Genomic DNA, 19,272 nt, shown 5'->3' on the forward strand with positions numbered 1-19,272 from the left:
ACGGCCCCTTGCGGAACGTCAGGTTGATGCGCTGACGGCCGAGCCGCGAAGACTCGCCGTCTTTCAGCACCAGCACGCCGTGATACACGACGCACAGCGGGCCGCCCCAGACGAAAACATCGCCGCTCTCGGGCTGCTACGCAGTCTCCACCGTCGGCCGCAGCCGCGACGCCGCCAGCACCAGCAGGCCCGCGCCGGCCACCGACCAGCACGCCACCGGCGCCCAATGCAACAGTGGCGCGTAGTCGGGCAGCTTCTGCAGTCCGCCGGCGACCGCCGCCATCCGCGCGAAGGTGGCCAGCGCCAGCGCCGAGAACACAAGTCCGGTGAGCTTGCCCTCGGCACCCGTTTGGCCGATCGCCAGGGCCGCCGACACAGCGCTCATCAGCATGCACCCCCATGCCGCACCGGCGACGAACTGCGCCGCGATCATCAGATTGAGGCTCCCGGCCTGTTCGGCGGCGACCACCGCGACCGCGCCGAGCAGGCCGGTGGCACCCATCACCATCAGCCCGCCGCGATGCTTGACGACAATGCTGGCCGGAAACAGCGCGATGTTGAAGCCGATCCAGAACACCGGCATCAGCCATTGCAGATCGTCCGGCTTGGCGAAACGCAGGAAGAACGGCGCGGTGTTGACGGCGAAATGCATCTGATAGCCGAGCGCCAGCAGCAGCATGGCGCCGATGAACGCCACCGGCACGCGGCCGAGCTGCTTGGCCGGCGGCCGCGGCCGCCGCGCGGCGGGCCGATGCGCGAGCGAGCGCTCGACCGCGATCAGCGACAGCGTCGTGACCAGCAGTACCAGGCTCGATATCACGAACGGCAGCCGCGCATCGATGTCCTTCATCACCACGCCGAGATAAGGCGACACCGCGCCGGCGACGCCGTAACCGAGCATGGTCAGCGCCGAGAGGAACGGCAGCGACGGCCGTGCGCCGTATTTGCCGAACAGCGTCAGCGGCGGCGCCCGGAGCGCCGACGAGGTCGCCGACCACACCACGATGATTGCGATGAAAGCGATCTGCGCGCTCGGCCCGGCGCCGGCGACGAACGGCATCGCCACAAAAGCGGCACAGGACAACGCGGTGACGATGCCGACGAAGATGCCGAGCCGGCCGACCACCGCCGCGACCTTGTCGGCGGCGACGCCCATCACGGTGTCGGTGATGGTGAAGATCGCCTGGTCGAGCATCAGGATCAGGATCACCGCGCCGGGCGCGATGCCGACCTCGGCGGCGAGCTTCGGGAGATAGATCACGTAGGTGGTCCAGCCCAGCGTGAACACCAGCTGCAACCAGGCGATATAGACGCCGGCGCGTCTGACACCGCCGTCACGGTCGGCCACGGCTTCGTCGATCGCCAGATCGGTCATCGCCTCTCCTTCCATGTCCTCATCGGCCGGCTCGCGCCGGGCACCGCCGCGCGTCACAGCGCCTTGCGGAACGTCAGGTTGATGCGTTGGCGGCCGAGCAGCGGATGCTCGCCGTCCTTCAGCGTCAGCACGCCATGATACACGAGGCGCGACGGTCCGCCCCAGACAAGCACGTCGCCGTGGCGTAGTTCGTAGCGGCGCGGCTTGTCGCTGCGGGCCATGCCACCGAACTGAAAGATCGCCGGCAGGCCGAGCGACACCGAGACGATCGGCGCCGAAAAGTCACGTTCGTCCTTGTCCTGATGCAGCGCCATCTTGGCGCCGGGCACATAGCGGTTGATCAGGCAGGCGTCGGGATCGAAGTCGGCAAACCCCGCCTCGGCGGCTGCGCGCTGGGCGAGGCTGCTCAGCACGTCCGGCATCTGCGGCCACGGCCGGCCGCTGTCCGGATCGTCCGCGGCGTAACGATAGCCGCGGCGGTCGGTGACCCAGCCGGCCCTGCCACAACTCGTCATCGCCACGCTCATGGCGTGCCCGCCCGGCGTCTGCATGTGGCGGAACGGCGCGCGCTTGATCACGGAGTCGATTGCGTCGAGCACATCGCGATCGCCGGGGCGCGCGAAGCCGCGCAGCAACACGGCGCTGGCGGCAATCTCCTCCCGCTGCGGCAGCGGCTCGGTCAATGTATCGAACAGATCAGTCATGCTGGCGGGTTCGGCTCGGACGGAATTTGCGAAGCGTCGCAGCTTTCCAGCCGGGCATCAACCTGCGCCGCCCACACTTTGAGAGCCATGGCGTGACAGCGCGCCGAGGCGTAAACCGGCGCCATGACCGGCGCCAGCGACATCGTGGACAATCCCTGCCAGAGCTGCGGCGCCTGCTGCGGCTATTCGGCCAATTGGCCGCGCTTTACGATCGAACCGGATGAGGCGCTCGATGCTATCCCGGCGGCGCTGGTGAACGACCGCCAATCCGGCATGCGCTGCGACGGCGATCGCTGCGCGGCGCTGGCCGGCACGATCGGCCAAGCTACCGCCTGCACGATCTATGACCTGCGGCCGGATGTTTGCCGCGTCTGCCTGCCCGGAGACGCGGAATGCAACATGGCGCGACGCAAGTTCGGGCTCGCGCCCCTCACCTGAGCAAAGAGCCTCAGCTGGCGACGGACGGCGCCGGCTCGTCCTCGTCGAGATCGAGGTCCTGATCGAGCGGCGCGAAGTGCGACAGCGGCGCGGTCGACAGCGAGATCGCCTTGCGCGTGCTGTAGCTCGTCGTCACCCTTCGCGGCGCGGCTTCCCGCGACAGTGCGTAGAGCACCGACCCGACACGGCCGCCGGCGGCGATCAGATCACGCTGCTCGCAGCTTGCGGCGATCGCCAGAGCAAGCGGATGCAGATGCGCCCGCTTGTAGCAGAACAGCGCCAGCATGGCGCGGACGTCCGACGACACGCTGTCGATCAGGACCGGCAGACCGTGCTCGTTGGCGCGATACATCTGACCCAGGAGATCATCCTGGACAGGACAAACGTCTTCTCCGAAAGCTTCGCGGCTCGACCACATCGGCATTCTCCCGAACGTTTTTCCGATGCCGAGGATGCTGTCTAACTTGTAAACGACCGGTTAACTAAGTCCCCTAGTACCACTACTTCATGATTGCGTTTGTGATGCGACTCACTTTCGCAACTGCATGGAACGAATCGCGGTTCCCGTGACGAGGGTCGAGCGATTGTGAGCTGCGCGCTTCCGGAACTAAGTTAATATTGCTTTAGCCAGAGGACCCAGCGCTTGGTTCATCGTGGGCCTCCGGCTGGTTCCATCTGGCATTCGTGACGATGGAGACTTCAGATGAACGATCCCGTGACGTTGTTCCCGAATCTGCTGCAGCCGACGGCCAAGAGCTACGCTCCGCTCGGCGTCACTTTCTGGCAGGGCGAAGAGAGCCTTCTCGGCAGCATGAAAGAATATGCCGAAGGCTGGTTCGAGCGCCGCAAGGCCGGCACCGAGGCGGCGTTGCAGTTAGCTCGCCGCATGGGTGAAGCCGCAACACCGCTCGACGTGTGGCGCGAGTATCAGGACTGGGCCGCCAGCGCATCGGCCCGGCTGCTCGAAGACGTCATCGCGTATCAGCAGCAATTCATGAAGGCCAACGCGAGGTTCACCGGCAAACTACCCGGCATCGGCACAAGCGCAGCCGAAAACTCCGCACCAGACCAGAACGCGAACAGGCTGAGCGCCTGATCGCTCTCGCGAATCCGGATGTGAGACTATGGGTGCCCGCTGTTCATGGTTCGAGGCGCACGTTGCGCCTCGCCGCGACAGCATCGCTGTCGTCGTATCGGCAGTTCTGATCCCGCCCGAGGAGGAACTTGCCTAGTCGACGGGCGAGAGCGCGGCAGCGTCAATCAGAGGCGCGTCGACTTCGACGCGATTGCGTCCGTTGAGCTTGGCGCGGTACAGCGCATTGTCGACGCGCGACATCAGTGTCTCGGCATTGTCGTCGGCGGCGACTTCCGCGACGCCGAAACTCGCCGTCACGCGACCGACCTGATCGAACACCATGTGGGCGACGAGCAGGCGAAGCTTCTCGGCCACCTCGGCGGCGGCCAGCACGTCGGTTTCGTCTAGCAAGATGACGAACTCTTCGCCACCCCACCGCGCCAGCATGTCGGTTCGCCTCAAGGCTGCAGCAATGGTTTGCGACATTCGCACCAGCACCTGGTCGCCGGCCGGATGGCCGTAAAGATCATTGACCTCCTTGAAGTGATCCACGTCGAAGAAGATCAATGAGAATGGCCGTCCGGTCCGCTGCCGGCTGATCAATTCGTGTTCCAGCCGTTCGTTGAACCGCAAGCGATTGAACAGGCCGGTCAGCGGATCGGTCGCAGCCTGCTCCGCAAGCGCCCGTGCACGATCCTGCAACGCCACGCGTCGCAGATGCTGAACCCGATCACGGACGCCGCGCTCGCGGCCGAAGAAATAGAACAAAGCCGCCATCGCCACCTGCGACGTGACGATGAGCCCGAGCAGTCGACTCGGCACCAGACCAGTTGCCGGCAGCGCCAGCACCAGCGACAGCGAGGTGTCCGGCAGCGGACGTCGCAGGACGTACGAAGGACGACCGGCGTAGCTGGTCCATTCGCCGCCGAACACCTCATGGCTCAGCAGCGCCGGCGGATGCCCGGCGATCCGATCGTTGAGCCGCAATGGCACCAGGTCCGGCCGTGGCCACAGTGCCCTCAGGATTTCGCAAGCCTGGTTGGTGATCAACACCAGCCCGCCAGCGTCGACAAGAAAGAACGGCTGATCGAAGTGACGTAGATCGCCAGCCAGCGGATCCAGCGACTTCTCCAACATGGCGACGCCGATGATTTTCCCGCTGCTGTCACGCACCGGCGCGCTGGTGACGTAGTCGCGCGCCCCAGTGATCGGATCGATCTCGAGGTCGCGGCCTTGGTCGCCGACCATCGCCCGGCCAAACCATGACTTCGACTGCTGGTAGGGCATGCCGAGCAGCGCAGCCTCGCGGCGCTCCGAGGTGTCGACCACCCTGCCCGACGCATCGACGATCATGCCCCGAACGGCCTCCGCCGCTGCCACATGGGAATCGAGCACCGATTGACCGGCCTGATCACCACTCGTCAGCATGCGCTGAACATCGCCGGATTGCGCCAGCAACCGCACCACGGCATCCGCCGGCGCGACAGCGCCGCTCAATCGTCCGACCAGCAGATCACTGTCACCGGAGGCCTCGGACTCAAGATGGGCGCGATGCAGATTGCCCAGCACATCGGTCAGCGCCCAGCCGAGGACCAGAATCGCGGCCATCGTCGCGATGACACCGACGAACTGCTTCTTGAGGTAGTCGCTGTAGCGTGGCGAATTGAACGCCCTCATGAGGCGCTGGCCCCAGGCTCCCCACACCAGAGCCGCAAGCGCTACCGCGAGAGCTCCGCGGAGGAGTTGGATGGGAATTCCGGTCTCTCTCAGAAACCAGTCCTGGTTGATATGCGAGGCAGGCCAGAATGGCGCAGGTTCGCCGATGAAGCCTGCACAGAGCGCGTAGAGGACGAAGCCGCCGGCGATGCAGGCCATGAGCGTTCGGCCGTCCTGATGCGGGACGCGGCGGTCGGCGAGAATGACCGCAGCGGCGCCGAGCGAACCGGGCAGACACATCAAGTAGCGAGATAGAACTTTGGCCCCGTCGAGCCCTGCAAAGTAGCCGGCGAAGATCAGCACAGCCAGGACCGGCACGTAGGTGAGGGCCGAGATCGAGAAGCCAAGCCGCGCCAGACCGCGGCGGGCGAATTCGCAAAGAAGGCCAAAGGAGATCACCATCAGCGCCGTGCGGATTGCACTGAGCCAGGCCGTATCGGCCGTTACGACCGTCGCCGTTTCGATCCATCCCAGCACGCCGTGCGAACAGGCGAACAGGCCAAGCAACCGCATATGGGCGGAACGCGAATTCTGCTGATTGGCGATGGCAAGGCAGAGCACCCCGAGCAGAAGGAAGCCCAGCCCGTAGAAGAAGTAGATGAAGTCGAGTTGGGATTCGAAAAAACTGGCCATCACATCGGCACCCGGCGTTAACCGCGGAGCCGATCCCTCCGATTTCGAATAGGCGCTTCGCACAACGACGGTAGTTAACAGCCGTCGTCCACGCGTTAATTCGAGACCCGGTAAAATTACGGGACTAACGATCAGAGCAAACCATTTGCAAATAGATTGTCGTCGAAATGCAGCTAGCGGCTGGAGCGCGGCCTGAACGCCGATCAGCAGAACAATCAGGCGTTGGCAGCAAGCAGAATAGACAACCCGAAACCTGTCAAATGATGCAAGGCCTGGTCCGTCCCGATCAGCCACCAGAACCAGCGATCCGTCGACGTGATCTCGAACGTCGCCACGCAGAAACCCTTGGCGCGGTCGATCGCGATATGAATCAGGAAGTCGACCGGCCCGAGAAACCAGAAGCGCGGCGCGAGGATTAACAGCAGCGAGGTGGTGAGGACCAGATGAACGGCGCAATGCGCCAATAGCGGCAGCGCCCAGCCGGTCTTCTTGTCTTTGCCGAGCGCCATCCACGAATTCTGGAAGATGAAATCGGCGAAAACGTGCTTGACCGTGAGGAGTAACATCCATCCCGTTCAGTGCACCTACGGCAATGGTCGAGGACATCTGCGGAAGGATCAAAGCTTGCGCCCTTTGCTGAGCCCTGCGGGAGAGACGAACCAGCAACCGCGAAGCGAGCCGATCGACATACCCCGCACGAGCGCTGAGCATCGTGGCCGGCCCGAGCGGCCGGCCGAGATTTATGGCACTTCCCTTTGCTGAATGCACGCGGCGTCTCAGGCATCGCCTTGGGCGTGCAGATAACCCTGAAAACACGTCAGCTCGACCAAGCTCGCTCATGCGGGAGGTAGCTTGGTATCAACTTCGAGCCGGGCGCGATTGCGCCGGCGGGCGCGCTTGGCCGGCGGCAGCGGCGATGCCCCGGCGCGCACGCGAATCGCCGATATCACCCGCCGCAATGTGATCTGCTTGCGTTCAGGCAATGCCGCTGCCCTCGCCTCCGCGATCGCCGCAGGCAGATCCGGCAACTGCAGATCGCCGCACAGCGCCGGCTTGATCAGCGTGTCGATGATCAGACTCCAGTTCGCCATGCCGTAGCGATAGTGATCGCCATAGCCGCGCACCATGGTGGCGCTGTGCACGATCGCCATCACGCTGTCCGGCCGCTGGCTGAGCGCGCGGTCGATCATATGCAGCCAGCGCTCGACCCAGACGCGCTCGACGGCATAGCGGACCGAGAGCAGCCGCCAGCGGCGCAGCGAAGCTTCGATACGCAAGCGGCGGACGCCGAGCCAATCGGTGGCGTTGAAGCGTATCTTCATCGGCATGTGCAGCAAGCCGACGCGGCCGAGCGTATCGAGCACCGGATCGGCCACCACCTCGGGCAGCGCCGCCACCATCTCGTCGATGCGGAAGCGGCATTTCTTATCGACGCGGCGCGCCGGCACGCCGTCGGGACCGATCGCCGCTTCATCCAGCGTGAGCTGCGCGATGCGGATCGGGTCCTCATAGGCCATGCGGTCGAGCAGCAGCCGGGCGATTTCCGATAGCAGAACCTCTGATACGTCCCGCCGCCCGGCGAAGCGGCCGAGCCGCTCGAGATAAAGCTGGGCATAGCCGGGGTTCTGATAGGTGATCAGAATGGCGACCGCCTGCTCGACATCGCCGCGCAACGCAGCGGGCAATTGCTGCGGCAGGACAACCGGGGTCTCCAGCTCGTTCTGACCGAGCAGCTCGGCCAGCGTGGAGCGCAACGCGTCGAGATAGGCCGCCATGTGCTACGCCGTATCTGCGACGACTTCGGCCGGCGGCGCGATTTCGGTCTGCGCCAACCGCTTTTCCAGCGTGTCGATGTTCTGAAACAGCCGCGCGCTGGCGAGCCGCAGGAAGTAGAAGCCGAACTCGGGGTTCTGCACGTACAGCTCCTCGACCTGGCGATAGCTGACGCCGAGCACAACGCCGGACTCGATGCATTCGAGTGTCTGCGTGCGGGTGTGCGACGGCGACAGCATGCCGAGTTCGCCGACGATGGCGCCGACCGGCAATTCGATGCCGGATCAACCAGGCGGAAGCGGCCGCTGACGATGTAGAACATCTCCTCGGCGCGTTCGTCCTTGTAGAACAGCTCCTCGCCGGCTTCGCATTTGCGCTCGGTCATGAACGGCTTCAGCCATTCCATCGACAGGTCGCTGTTGACCGAGCGTTTGACGTCCCGGACGAGCTGAAGCATCTGATGCAACCGCCAGGCGTTGAGCGGCAGCAGCACGCCGTGAAGCACCAGCACCGGATAGTTGTGGGTCGGGATCGACGCCGCGATCAGCGCCAGGTTGGTCAGGATGCCGAACACGCGCAGCGGGATCATCGTCCGCATCGTGTAGGTCGCGACCACGAAGATCGTCGCGAACAAACCGCCGGCCATGCCGGCGTGATGGGCGAGTTGGGACATATCCATCGGGGTCGTCCAATCTACCGAACAACGGAATTGTCAGCGCGGCGGCCCCGCCACGCCAAATCGGCCGCAGGCGGTCAATCCCGCTCGCGGCCGCCGATACACGCGAAGAACGACCCGAATATAAACGATCCGCCGGCAAAAGCGTACCCGGCCACCGGGCACCGCCAACGTTGACGCCGTAAGGCGGCGCAGGCAGGTTTCGGCGCAGTTTCCATCGCCGGACCCGCGCCGGCCCGGTCCGAGGCATCAGTTCGCCGCGTGTCGCCCCTCCTGCAAATGCTGGCTCCGACCACCGGGCGTGGCCTTTCGCGCGCCGGACGGCTCGCGGCCGCGATCGGGCTCGCCCTGCTGACGCTCATGACGGTGGACGGCGTCTACGCCGCCGCCGCCGTGGCGATCAATGCGGCGTTGGCGCTGTGCCTTGCTGCGATGATCGCCGAATGGAGCTATCGGGTCTGGGTCGCCATCCGGGTACGCCGTGCCAGCGTCTATGCGGCGTCGTTCGCGGGGATCGCCGACGCCGCCGGGGCGCTCGCGGTGCCGATCGCCTTCGCGGTCGGCGTCGGTGCGCAGGCGGCGTGGCTGTGCGCGGTGGTCTGGGTGCTGAAGCTGGTGCCGGGCATCTCGGGGCTGCGTCAGCTCCGGCGGGTGATGGTGCTGGAATCGGCGTCGCTGATCAGCGTCGCGGTGATTTTCCTCACGGTGCTGTTCGTCGCGTCGGTGGCCGAATTCGCCCTGGAGCACGAGGCGCAGCCGGCCGCCTTCAGCAGCCTGCCGGCGACCTTCTGGTGGGCGGTGACGACTCTCACCACGACCGGTTATGGCGACGTGGTGCCGGTGACGCCGCTCGGCCGCGTCGTCGGCGCGCTGGTGATGATCTCCGGCCTGGGCGTCTTCGGCCTGTGGACAGGCATTCTGGCGACCGGCTTTGCCGCCGAGACGCGTCGCGAAAATTTCCTCAAGACCTGGGAAGCCGTCAGCAGAGTTCCGTTCTTCGCCGCACTCGGGCCGTCGGCGATCGCCGGCGTCACCAACATGCTGCGCACCATCGATCTGCCGCCGCGCGTCACCATCATCAAGAAGGGCCAGCCCGGCGACTGCATGTACTTCATCGCTTCCGGCGAGGTCGAAGTCGATCTGCCCGGCAAGAAAGTGCGGCTCGGCCCCGGCGCGTTCTTCGGCGAGATGGCGCTGCTCGGCAACAATGTGCGCTCGGCCAACATCACCACCACCACGATCTCACGGCTGCTGATCCTCGACCTCGTCGACTTCCGCGTGCTGATGGCGCGACACCCCGACCTCGCCGCCACGATCGACGCCGAAGCGCGGCGGCGCGCGGCCGAGAACAGTTAGTTCCTCCGGAGTCTGTAACCCATGACCGAAACGGACGGCGATTCGACGCCGCTGCTCACCATCGACGGCGCCCGCGCCACCATCCGGCTGAACCGGCCGCGGCATCTCAACCGCCTCGTCGCCGACGACCTCACGACCCTGCTGGCGCATTTCGATCAGATCGAGGCGGACGCCGCGATCCGCGTGCTGGTGCTGACCGGCACCGGACGCGCGTTCTCGGCCGGCTTCGATCTCGGCGAGATCGCCGAAAATTCGCAATCCGAAGCAGACAGCGAGACGCCAAGCTCGGCGTTCGAACGCGTCGCCAACCGGCTGGAAGACCTGCGCGTGCCGACGATCTGCCGGCTCAACGGCGGTGTCTACGGCGGCTCGACCGATCTGGCGCTGGCCTGTGATTTCCGCATCGGCTCGGACGCCTGCGAGATGTTCATGCCGGCGGCGCGGCTCGGGCTGCACTACTACCCGGGCGGCATCAAGCGCTACGTCTCGCGCCTGGGCCTCGACAACGCCAAGCGGCTGTTCCTGACTGCCCAGCGCATCGATGCCGCCGAGATGCTACGCATCGGCTATCTGACGACACTGGTGAAGGCCGACCGCCTCGACCGCGAAGTCGATGCGCTCGCCACCACGCTCGCCGGCAATGCGCCGAACGCGATGGCGGGCATGAAGCAAGCCATCAACGAATTCGCGCGCGGGATGCTGGATGAAGCGGCTGCGGACACCCGCGCACGAGCGTCGATGCGCAGCGACGAAATCAAGGAAGGCATCGCGGCGTATAAGGAGAAGCGCGCGCCTCGGTTTTGAACGTTTCACCCTCGATCTTCGCGTTCGTCATTCCGGGGCGCCGCGTAGCGGCGAACCCGGAATCCATACTCCCGGAGATCGCATCAGGGCACTGCGATGCGACGCCTCGCCTAAGTAACAGTCGTCAGGGGATATGGATTCCGGGCTCGCGCTACGCGCGCCCCGGAATGACGAAAGAGAGGGTGAGTGCGACGCGAAGGTGGGCGGATCGCTCGCTGTGCTGCTCGACCATCTACGCCCTACTCATCCACAAACGTCGCCGCTTCTCCGATCGCCGCGCGGTTGGTGCGATAGCTGTTCGCCTTGTGCTCCGTATCCGCATAGCCGAACGAGATGCCGCAGACGATGCGGCGGCTGTCGTCGAGGCCGAAGTGCTGGCGGACGACGCCGGCGTGGAACGCCAGCGCGGCTTGCGGGACTGTGGCGACGCCGAGGGCCTGGGCGGCGAGCATGAACGAAGTGACGTAGCCGCCGCAATCGACGGCGCCGTAGACGCCGAGGGCTTCGTCGCTCGAGATGATCGCCACGTGCGGCGCGCCGAAGAAGTTGAAATTCTGCAGCGCCTGCTGGGCGGCGGCGGCCTTGTCGCCGCGGGCGATGCCGACGGCGTTGTAGAGCTGGAAGCCGCTCTCGCGGCGGCGATCGAGATACACGCCGCGATACTCGCGCGGGAATTCGAAATCGCCCGACATCGGCGCGCCGCTGGCGGCCGCCGGATAGATCGCGTCGCGAAACTTCTTCGTCGCCTCGCCCGAGGTGATCACCACCTGCCACGGCTGGCTGTTGCACCACGACGCGGTCTTCTGCGCGGCGCCGAGAATGCGCTCGATGATTGCGCGCGGCACCGGATCCGGCCTGAAGCCGCGGCACGAATACCGCGCCGCCATGAGGTCTTCGAGGACGTCGATGGGGGCGGCGGTGGCAGCAGTGTCGGTCATCAGCATCGGCCTCATTTAAATGGGATCGTCATTCCGGGGCGCTCACGTAGTGAGCGAACCCGGAATCTGCAACGCGTGGGGCGGACGCTCGGGTGCAGAACATATCGGGATTCCGGGTTCGCGAGCTTTCGCTCGCGCCCCGGAATGACGAGCGCGTGGTTTGGCGGCTCACCGCCCCTTGGTGGGAATCTGGTTGAAAGGCACGTCCTTGTCGACCCGGATGTCGCCCGGCAAACCAAGCACGCGCTCGGCGATGATGTTGCGCAGGATCTCGTCGGTGCCGCCTTCGACACGGGTGGCTGGCGAGCGCAGCAGCATCGCCTGGAATTTGCCGGCGCTCTCGGCCTCGTCCGGACCGCTCAGCACGCCGGCGGCACCCTGCAATTCGAGCGCGTAGGTGGCGATGTCCTGGATCATCGAGCCGGCGACCAGTTTGCCGATCGAATTCTCCGGCCCCGGCCGCTGGCCCTTGGACAGCGCCGAAATCGAGCGGAAAGCCGTGTACTTCAGCCCGCTCTCGCGCACCGCCCAGCTCGCCAGCTTGCTGCGCACGGCGCGGTCGTCAATCGCCGGGCCGTCGTCGAGCATCAGGCTGCCGGCGAATTCGAAGATCTCCGGGAAGCCGGTGGCGAGGCTGGCGCCGATCGACATGCGCTCGTTCATCAGCGTGGTCAGCGACACGTTCCAGCCGTCGTTGACGGCGCCGAGGCGCTGGCGGTCGGGAATCCGCACGTCGGTGAAGTACACCTCGTTGAAGTCGGAATTGCCGTTGGCCTGCTTGATCGGCTTCACCTCGACGCCCTTGCTCTTCATGTCGAGGAAGAACATCGTCAGGCCCTTGTGCTTGGGCAGGGTCGGATCGGTGCGGGTGATCAGGATGCCGTAGTCCGAGTAGTGCGCGCCGGAGGTCCAGATCTTCTGGCCGTTGATGATCCAGTCGTCACCGTCCTTCTCGGCGCGGGTGCGCAGCCCGGCGACGTCGGAGCCGCCGGCCGGTTCGGAGAACAGCTGGCACCAGATCTTCTCGCCGGACGCGAGCGGCGGCAGATAGTGCCGCTTCTGGTCTTCCGAAGCGTAGGCCATCATCGTCGGCCCGCACATGCCCTGGCCGATGATGAACAGCCGGGTGAGCTTACCGTAAACGCCCTCCTCCTGCTGCCAGATCACGCGCTCGATCGGCGACGAGCCGCGGCCACCGTATTCCTTCGGCCAATGCGGCACCGCCCAGCCGGCATCGGCCTTCTTCTTTTGCCATTCCTTGGCGACCTCGAGCACGTTAGCGCCGGTAAGTTGCAAGCGGCCGAGCGACGACTTGCGGAGTTCGTCTTCGTATTGCTTGGGCGCGTTGGCGTCGATCCAAGCGCGGGCCTTGGCGCGGAATTCGGCTTCCTGCGGGGTATCGTCGAAGTTCATCGCGGGTTCCTGATCGTAGGGTGGGCAAAGCGAAGCGTGCCCACCGATTGCAAGACGTGGGCTCGCAAGCGAGCCCACCCTACGGTTGTTATCTACGCCGCGTTCTTCTGGCGCAGGCGGTCGATCAGCTGGTCTTCCCAATAGGGCAGACTGCCGAGCGCCAGCGCCAGCGCGTTGGAGGCGACGCGCGGATCGTCGACCGCGGCGCGCAGCCGGCTGCCGAAGCGGGTCTTGGCGAGGGTGAGTTGCAGGCCGGCGGTGAGCAGGCCGCAGATGACGATGATCATCAGCCGGTAGCGGCCGATGCCGACGCCGCCGAGGTCGATCTGGCCCTGCAGCGCCTGCGGCAGCTCGATGAACACGCGCGACGAGCCCATGATGAAATCGACCGCCGCCACCGACATGAAGACGAGGCCGACGCTGAACAGCACCTGATCGAGATGCGTGCGGTTGTAGAGGTGGCGATACAAGAGGCGCTCGAACACTGCGCCGATCAGCGCGCTGGCCAGGAACGCCAACGGCAGCGCCGCGAAGAACGGCCAGCCGGCCTTGTTGACCAGCACGGCGCAGACATAGCCGCCGGCCATGGCGAAGGCGCCGTGGGCCAGATTGACGAAGTTCATCAGCCCCAGCGTCACCGCCAGGCCGCACGCCAGCACGAACAGCAACATGCCGTAGGCGACGCCGTCGAACAGGATGGTGAGAAGGGTCATGGGCTCGCAATCACTTCGCTATCGTCATTCCGGGGCGCTCGCGCCAGCGGGCGAACCCGGAATCCAGAGGTTGAGGGCCGTTAGAGATTCCGGGTTCGCGCTACGCGCGCCCCGGAATGACGGGTTGATAGTTTCCCGTCATGCCCGGGCTTGTCCCGGGCATCCACGAACTGCCGCCGTCCGCGGATCCGTGGATGGCCGGGACAAGCCCGGCCATGACGAATGACTAGTTACTTCTTCGTCTTGCCCGGATCCTTCACGTCCTTAAAGGTCTCGAACTCCATGTTGTAGAGCTCGCCGTCGACCTTCTCGACCTTGCGGATGTAGACGTTCTGGACGATGTCGCGGGTTTCCGGATCGATCGAGATCGGGCCGCGCGGGCTTTCCCAGGCCATGCCTTTCATCGCCGCGATCAGCGAGTCGCCGTCGACCTTGCCGCCGGTCTTCTTGATGGCTTCGTAGAGCAGATGGATTCCGTCGTAGCCGCCGACCGCCATGAAGCCCGGACGCGAGCCGAACTCCTTCTTGTAGGCGGCGACGAAGTCCTTGTTCATCTGCGACGGATGCGCGGCCGAATAGATGTGCGCGGTGACGGCGCCGATCGCAGTGTCGCCCATGCCGTTGAGCAGGTCGTCGTCCATGACGTCGCCCGGCCCGATCACCTTGATGCCGCTCTTGTCGAGGCCGCGCTCGGCGAACTGCTTCATGAAGTTGCCGCCCTGCCCGGCCGGCACGAACACGAACATCGCGTCGGGCTTGGCGTCCTTCATGCGCTGCAGGAACGGCGCGAAGTCCGGATTGGCGAGCGGCACCTTGATTTCTTCGACGATCTGGCCGCCGCCGGCGGTGAAGTGCTCCTTGAACGACGCCAGCGCGTCGTTGCCCGGCGCGTAGTCCGAAGTCAGCGTCGCAACCTTCTTGATGCCGTTCTTGGCGGCCCAGTCGCCGATGATGCTGGACGACTGCGGCAGCGTGAACGAGGTGCGGACGATATAGGGCGACTTCTCGGTGATGATCGAGGTGCCGGCCGCCATCACGATCTCCGGCACCTTGGCCTGTGTGGCGAGCGGCGCCGCGGCCAGCGCCGCCGGCGTGATGCCGAAGCCGGCGATGACGGCGACCTTGTCGTTGACGATCAGTTCCTGGGCGAAGCGCTTGGTGTTGTCCGGAACCGCGGCGTCGTCCTTGAGGATGATCTCGATCTTCTTGCCGGCGACGCTGTCGCCGTGCTGCTTCATGTAGAGCTTGATGGCGTTGTCGATCTGCTTGCCGGTCGACGCCTGGCCGCCGGTCATCGGCAGGATCAGGCCAACCTTGACGGTCTCCTGCGCCTGCGCCGCGAGCGTCGATGCCGCGCCCAGAAGGGCGACGGCGGCCGCCCGCAACAGCATTGACTCGCCAATTCGCTTCTTGCCAATCCGCATGGATGCTTCCTCTCTTGTTGCCTCTTGGCCGAGGCTTGGTCCCAAAATCATCATAGCGACGCGAGGCCGGGGAGTCTTGCAATCCGGCTCAGCCACGTGAGAGAGGGCGGAAGTCGTGCACCACGAGAACGCGCCCGGCTGAAATCCGCGCGCCATGTCGGCGCCGGCGGGATCGAACTGTCTGGTCAGTGATGCGGCGCGCCGATCGGCGGCTGGGCTCCGGCCCTGGTCCGCGGTCTTCGTGCCGCGTGATCGGCCACATCAATGCCACGGAAGCCGGCATGATGGGTGCGATATCAGGTATGCCAAACCGATATCGTGTCGCGTCCTCACCGAGACCGCAGCGGCATCGCCGGCGGCATGCTAAAGAGTCGCCGTCCCCTCCTCCGGAACCCTGAGTCGCCCCCTTCGATGCGTGTCCGTTTGTCCCGTTCGCTGGCCGTCCTCACCGCTGCAGCGATGCTGTGCGGCCTGACCGGCTGCGGCACCATCAACGAGAAGCTGTCCGAAGGCATGGGCGATTACGTCCCGCAATGGGCCGGCGGTCTGCCGGCCGACGCGCCGCCGCGACCGGGCACCGCCAAATACGATGCCTATATGAAGGAGCAGGAGCGGCTGCGGGCGATGCCGGCGGCCGAGCGCGCCAAGATCGAAGGCACCCAGCCCGGCCAAACGCCCGGCGCGGCTCGCCCGGCGCAATGATGCGCAGGCGGCGCTGATATCCGCATCGACCGACCCGATCTCTGTTTGAACTATGGAGTCGATGCCGGTTTGCGTCTTCCTGAGGTGCGAGCGCAGCGAGCCTCGAAGGATGACTTGGCAGTGCGCTTATCACTGCGCGCGTGGCTCATCCTTCGAGGCCCGTTCAACCGCGCTTGCGCGCAGTCGAACGGGCACCTCAGGATGACGCTTGCTGTGTAGCGACGCCGGCTCGGCAAATCAGTTGAACACCACCGTCTTGCGCCCGTTCAGGATCACGCGGTCGTCGAGGTGGTAGTGCAGCGCGCGGGCGAGGACGCGGCGTTCGATGTCGCGGCCTTTACGGACGAGGTCGGCGGGGGTGTCGCGGTGGCTGATGCGCTCGACGTCCTGATCGATGATCGGGCCTTCGTCGAGCGTCGAGGTGACGTAGTGCGCGGTGGCGCCGATCAGTTTGACGCCGCGATCGAACGCCTGATGATACGGCTTGGCGCCCTTGAAGCCCGGCAGGAAGGAATGATGGATGTTGATGCAGCGGCCGGCGAGGCGCTGAGACATCTCGTCCGACAGGATCTGCATGTAGCGCGCCAGCACGACCAGATCGCTGTGGGTCTGCGCGACCAGTGCAGTGATCGCCGCCTCCTGCTGGCGCCGCGTCTCCTTGGTCACCGGCATGTGGTAGAACGGGATGTCGCCGAAATCGAAGCCGCTGAAGGTCTCGCGCGGGTGATTGGACACGATCGCGGTCGGGATCATCGACAGTTCGCCGATGCGCCAGCGATACAGAATGTCGGCGAGGCAATGGTCGGATTGCGACACCAGGATCATCACCTTGCGCTTGGTCTCGCGGTCGCGCATGTGCCAGCCCATGGTGAACTTCGCCGCCACCACACCGAAGCCGGTGCGTAGCGCCGGCAGCGGCACCACCTTGTCGGCGGCGTTGAACACCACCCGCATGAAGAAGTGGCCGCTCTCGGTGTCGTTATATTGCTGAGCGTCGAGAATGTTCTGGCCGTTCTCGAACAGAAATGTGGTGACGGCGGCGACGATGCCGGCGCGGTCCGGGCAGGACAGTGTCAGAACATACTGGTGATGCGGCATCTTCGGGCTTGATCCAGCGAGCGGGAGATTGCGAATGCTCTAGCACCGGCCCCCGCTTGCGCCAATCCCGCCGCAAGGCGCAGGATGCCGGCGACTTCGCGCGGAAGGCACTCAATGGTCGGACGACTCGACGGCAATCGCATTCTGATCCTGGAGACCCGCGAGGAGGCCCAGTTCTCCCGCCTGCTCGCCGAGCAGGGCGCCGACGTACTGCAATGTCCGATGTTCGAGATCGTCGATGCGCCGGATCCGGCGCCGGTGTCGGCCTGGATCGACCGGTTGATCGCGCAGCCATTCGACGACCTGGTGCTGCTCACCGGCGAAGGTCTGCGTCGGCTGGCCAAGCTGGCCCGCGCGACCGGGCGGGAGCCGGCGTTCGTCGCAGCGCTCGGTCATTGCCGCAGCTTCATTCGCGGCCCCAAGCCCGGCCGGGCGCTGCGCGAACTCGGACTGGCGCCGAGCGTCACCGCCGAGGCACCGACCTCGGACGGCGTGATCGCGACACTGAAGGGTTATGACCTCGCAGGCCGTCGCGTCGGCCTGCAGCTTTATCCCGACCGCGACCATACGCCACTGGTCGCCGCGATCACCGCGCAAGGCGCAGCCGTCGATCCGGTGCTGCCCTATGCCTACGATGCCCACGCAGCCGAGCAGAACGTAGTCGACGCGATCGATCAAATGGCGCAAGGCCACGTCGACGCGCTGGCGCTCACGAGCTCGGGGCAAGTGCGCCGGCTGTTCGATGTCGCCAAGGCGCGCGGCTGCGAGGACCGGCTTCGACAGGGCTTGGACACGACGCCGATCGCGTCTGTGGGACCGGTGGTGTCGGAAGAACTCAAGGCTCACGGGCTGACGGCCGCAATCACTCCGCCGGCCGGCGCATTCTTCATGAAGCCGCTGATCAGCGCGATGATTACTGCACTGGCGACACGTCCGCCGCGTTGATCGCGGCGCTGGTTCCATCGAGCGGAATTCATCAAGAGCGCGGTACCGGACGCACGCTCGCGAGCGTCCGGCTGTCGGACTGCCTCATTAACGATCATCCACGAACGCACAAAAAGTCACCGGACGGCGGCGTCGCTTAGACGACGATGCAGTTGAAATGCCGGACCGATCTGCGCTAACAGCGAGGCAATATCAAACCAAGGTTCACAGGGAGGACCACCATGCGTAGACTTCTCGCAGCCGTCATCGCTCTGCCGTTGCTCGGCTCAGCCGCGATGGCCCAAGACACCGTCAAGTTCGGCTACATCGATCCGCTCTCCGGCGGCGGCGCCAGCGTCGGTGAAGGCGGCCTCAAGACCTTCCAGTATCTCGCCGACGAGATCAACGCGCAGGGCGGCATCCTCGGCAAGAAGGTCGAGATCGTTCCGCTCGACAACAAGACCAATCCCCAGGAAAGCCTGATCCAGGCGCAGAAGGCGATCGACTCCGGCGTTCGCTACGTCACCCAGGGCAACGGCTCGGCCGTGGCCGGCGCGCTGTCGGACTTCGTCACCAAGTTCAACGAACGCAATCCCGGCAAGGAAGTGCTGTACTTCAACTACGCCGCGGTCGACCCGATCCTGACCAACGACAAGTGCAGCTTCTGGCACTTCCGCTGGGACGCCAACTCCGACATCAAGATGGAAGCGCTGACCAACTACATGAAGGATCAGCCGTCCATCAAGAAGGTCTACCTGATCAACCAGGACTACTCGTTCGGCCAGTCGGTCCGCACCACCGCCCGCGCGATGCTGGCGAAGAAGCGTCCTGACATCCAGATCGTCGGCGACGAGCTGCACCCGCTGCTCAAGATCACCGACTTCGCGCCTTATATCGCCAAGATCAAGGCATCGGGCGCCGACACCGTCGTGACCGGCAACTGGGGCCAGGACATCGCGCTGCTGCTGAAGGCGGCCGCCGACGCCGGCCTCAAGGTCAACTGGTACACCTACTACGCCGGCGGCGCCGGTGGCCCGACCGCGATCAAGCAGGCCGGTCTCGATCACCAGGTGTTCCAGATCACCGAAGGCTTCGCCAACGTTCAGAACAAGGCGTCGCAGGACTTCGAGAAGGCGTTCCGCGCCAAGGTCGGTCTGAGCCTGTGGTACCCGCGCGCCGTGAACGAAATGCGCATGTTCAAGGCTGCGGCCGAAAAGGCCAAGTCGCTCGACCCGGTGAAGGTCGCTCAGGCGCTCGAAGGCATGAAGTACGAAGTCCTCGATGGCGGCGAAGGCTTCATGCGCAAGGAAGACCATCAGTTCTTCCAGCCGATCTACATCTCCTCGTTCGGCACGATCCCGGCGGGTCAGTTCGACGAAGAGAACACCGGCTGGGGCTGGAAGGAAGTCGCCAAGGTCGACACCGACAAGACGGTGATCCCGACCACCTGCAAGATGGACCGGCCGTAAGCGTCCATCCGTCATGCCCGGCCTTGTGCCGGGCATCCACG

The 19,272-nt window shown here is 65.2% G+C and carries 16 protein-coding genes and 4 pseudogenes; 7 read left to right on the plus strand and 13 right to left on the minus strand.

All coding sequences use genetic code 11. The annotated features are described in order from the left end of the window. From I5M_RS33700 to alkB, 3 genes and pseudogenes are all read right to left on the minus strand, one after another. Positions 1-124: pseudogene (locus I5M_RS33700) on the minus strand (alpha-ketoglutarate-dependent dioxygenase AlkB); the annotation flags it as partial. A gap of 12 nt (positions 125-136) precedes the next feature. Next, entirely contained in the window at positions 137-1,375 is a 1,239-nt protein-coding gene (locus I5M_RS15150) for an MFS transporter (RefSeq protein ID WP_051048768.1), read from the minus strand. A 53-nt stretch (positions 1,376-1,428) separates the two neighbouring features. Next, entirely contained in the window at positions 1,429-2,079 is a 651-nt protein-coding gene (gene alkB, locus I5M_RS15155) for a DNA oxidative demethylase AlkB (protein ID WP_022722166.1), read from the minus strand. A gap of 123 nt (positions 2,080-2,202) precedes the next feature. Between alkB and I5M_RS15160 the strand changes: the two genes are divergently transcribed. Beyond that, positions 2,203-2,517 (plus strand): YkgJ family cysteine cluster protein, encoded by a 315-nt coding sequence (locus I5M_RS15160; RefSeq protein WP_022722167.1) that lies wholly within the window; start codon positions 2,203-2,205, stop codon positions 2,515-2,517. Positions 2,518-2,527: 10 nt separating this feature from the next. On the opposite strand, the gene I5M_RS15165 is transcribed toward I5M_RS15160, so the two are convergent. After that, the gene (locus tag I5M_RS15165) at positions 2,528-2,935 is read right to left on the minus strand and encodes a hypothetical protein (RefSeq protein ID WP_031336499.1); all 408 of its coding nucleotides are present in this window, start codon (positions 2,933-2,935) and stop codon (positions 2,528-2,530) included. Positions 2,936-3,220: 285 nt separating this feature from the next. On the opposite strand from I5M_RS15165, the gene I5M_RS15170 reads away from it, so the two are divergent. After that, on the plus strand, positions 3,221-3,613 hold the full coding sequence (locus I5M_RS15170; RefSeq protein WP_022722169.1) for a hypothetical protein: 393 nt from the start codon (positions 3,221-3,223) through the stop codon (positions 3,611-3,613). A 132-nt stretch (positions 3,614-3,745) separates the two neighbouring features. Here I5M_RS15170 and I5M_RS15175 read toward each other — a convergent pair whose 3' ends face one another. From I5M_RS15175 to I5M_RS29840, 4 genes and pseudogenes are all read right to left on the minus strand, one after another. Beyond that, positions 3,746-6,235, minus strand: coding sequence for a diguanylate cyclase (locus I5M_RS15175; protein WP_244432012.1), 2,490 nt, complete (start codon positions 6,233-6,235; stop codon positions 3,746-3,748). Then, positions 6,157-6,562 (minus strand): annotated as a pseudogene (locus I5M_RS15180) (DUF3307 domain-containing protein). The gene I5M_RS15175 and the pseudogene I5M_RS15180 overlap by 79 nt, the downstream one beginning before the upstream one ends. 215 nt (positions 6,563-6,777) lie before the next feature. Next, positions 6,778-7,716 carry a DUF6537 domain-containing protein gene (locus I5M_RS15185; protein WP_022722171.1) on the minus strand — a complete coding sequence of 313 codons (939 nt, stop codon included), beginning with the start codon at positions 7,714-7,716 and terminating at the stop codon, positions 6,778-6,780. Between the two features lie 3 nt (positions 7,717-7,719). Further along, positions 7,720-8,393: pseudogene (locus tag I5M_RS29840) on the minus strand (Crp/Fnr family transcriptional regulator). Positions 8,394-8,669: 276 nt separating this feature from the next. Here I5M_RS29840 and I5M_RS15195 point away from each other — a divergent pair. Beyond that, positions 8,670-9,746, plus strand: a complete 1,077-nt coding sequence (locus tag I5M_RS15195; protein WP_022722172.1) for a cyclic nucleotide-gated ion channel — start codon at positions 8,670-8,672, stop codon at positions 9,744-9,746. A gap of 21 nt (positions 9,747-9,767) precedes the next feature. Beyond that, on the plus strand, positions 9,768-10,550 hold the full coding sequence (locus I5M_RS15200; protein ID WP_022722173.1) for an enoyl-CoA hydratase/isomerase family protein: 783 nt from the start codon (positions 9,768-9,770) through the stop codon (positions 10,548-10,550). Between the two features lie 239 nt (positions 10,551-10,789). Here the strand turns inward: I5M_RS15200 and I5M_RS15205 are convergent, their stop codons facing one another. The 4 genes and pseudogenes from I5M_RS15205 to I5M_RS15220 form a co-directional block, all read right to left on the minus strand. Further along, positions 10,790-11,488: a nitroreductase gene (locus I5M_RS15205; protein WP_031336507.1), complete on the minus strand. Its 699-nt coding sequence runs from the start codon at positions 11,486-11,488 to the stop codon at positions 10,790-10,792. Positions 11,489-11,656: 168 nt separating this feature from the next. Then, positions 11,657-12,901 carry an acyl-CoA dehydrogenase gene (locus I5M_RS15210; RefSeq protein WP_022722175.1) on the minus strand — a complete coding sequence of 415 codons (1,245 nt, stop codon included), beginning with the start codon at positions 12,899-12,901 and terminating at the stop codon, positions 11,657-11,659. A gap of 176 nt (positions 12,902-13,077) precedes the next feature. Next, positions 13,078-13,614 (minus strand): annotated as a pseudogene (locus I5M_RS15215) (branched-chain amino acid ABC transporter permease); the annotation flags it as partial. Positions 13,615-13,844: 230 nt separating this feature from the next. Continuing rightward, positions 13,845-15,038, minus strand: coding sequence for an ABC transporter substrate-binding protein (locus I5M_RS15220; protein WP_051048767.1), 1,194 nt, complete (start codon positions 15,036-15,038; stop codon positions 13,845-13,847). 411 nt (positions 15,039-15,449) lie between these two features. On the opposite strand from I5M_RS15220, the gene I5M_RS15225 reads away from it, so the two are divergent. Beyond that, entirely contained in the window at positions 15,450-15,740 is a 291-nt protein-coding gene (locus I5M_RS15225; protein ID WP_022722178.1) for a hypothetical protein, read from the plus strand. 237 nt (positions 15,741-15,977) lie between these two features. Here I5M_RS15225 and purU read toward each other — a convergent pair whose 3' ends face one another. Further along, entirely contained in the window at positions 15,978-16,838 is an 861-nt protein-coding gene (gene purU, locus I5M_RS15230; RefSeq protein WP_022722179.1) for a formyltetrahydrofolate deformylase, read from the minus strand. Between the two features lie 114 nt (positions 16,839-16,952). Here purU and I5M_RS15235 point away from each other — a divergent pair, with 114 nt between their 5' ends. Both I5M_RS15235 and I5M_RS15240 read left to right on the plus strand, forming a co-directional pair. Beyond that, complete coding sequence (locus I5M_RS15235; RefSeq protein ID WP_022722180.1) at positions 16,953-17,783, plus strand: uroporphyrinogen-III synthase; 831 nt, start codon at positions 16,953-16,955, stop codon at positions 17,781-17,783. Between the two features lie 221 nt (positions 17,784-18,004). Beyond that, the gene (locus I5M_RS15240) at positions 18,005-19,231 is read left to right on the plus strand and encodes a branched-chain amino acid ABC transporter substrate-binding protein (RefSeq protein WP_022722181.1); all 1,227 of its coding nucleotides are present in this window, start codon (positions 18,005-18,007) and stop codon (positions 19,229-19,231) included. Positions 19,232-19,272: the final 41 nt, after the last annotated feature.

Source organism: Rhodopseudomonas sp. B29 (assembly GCF_000333455.1).
Classification (GTDB): Bacteria; Pseudomonadota; Alphaproteobacteria; order Rhizobiales; family Xanthobacteraceae; genus Rhodopseudomonas.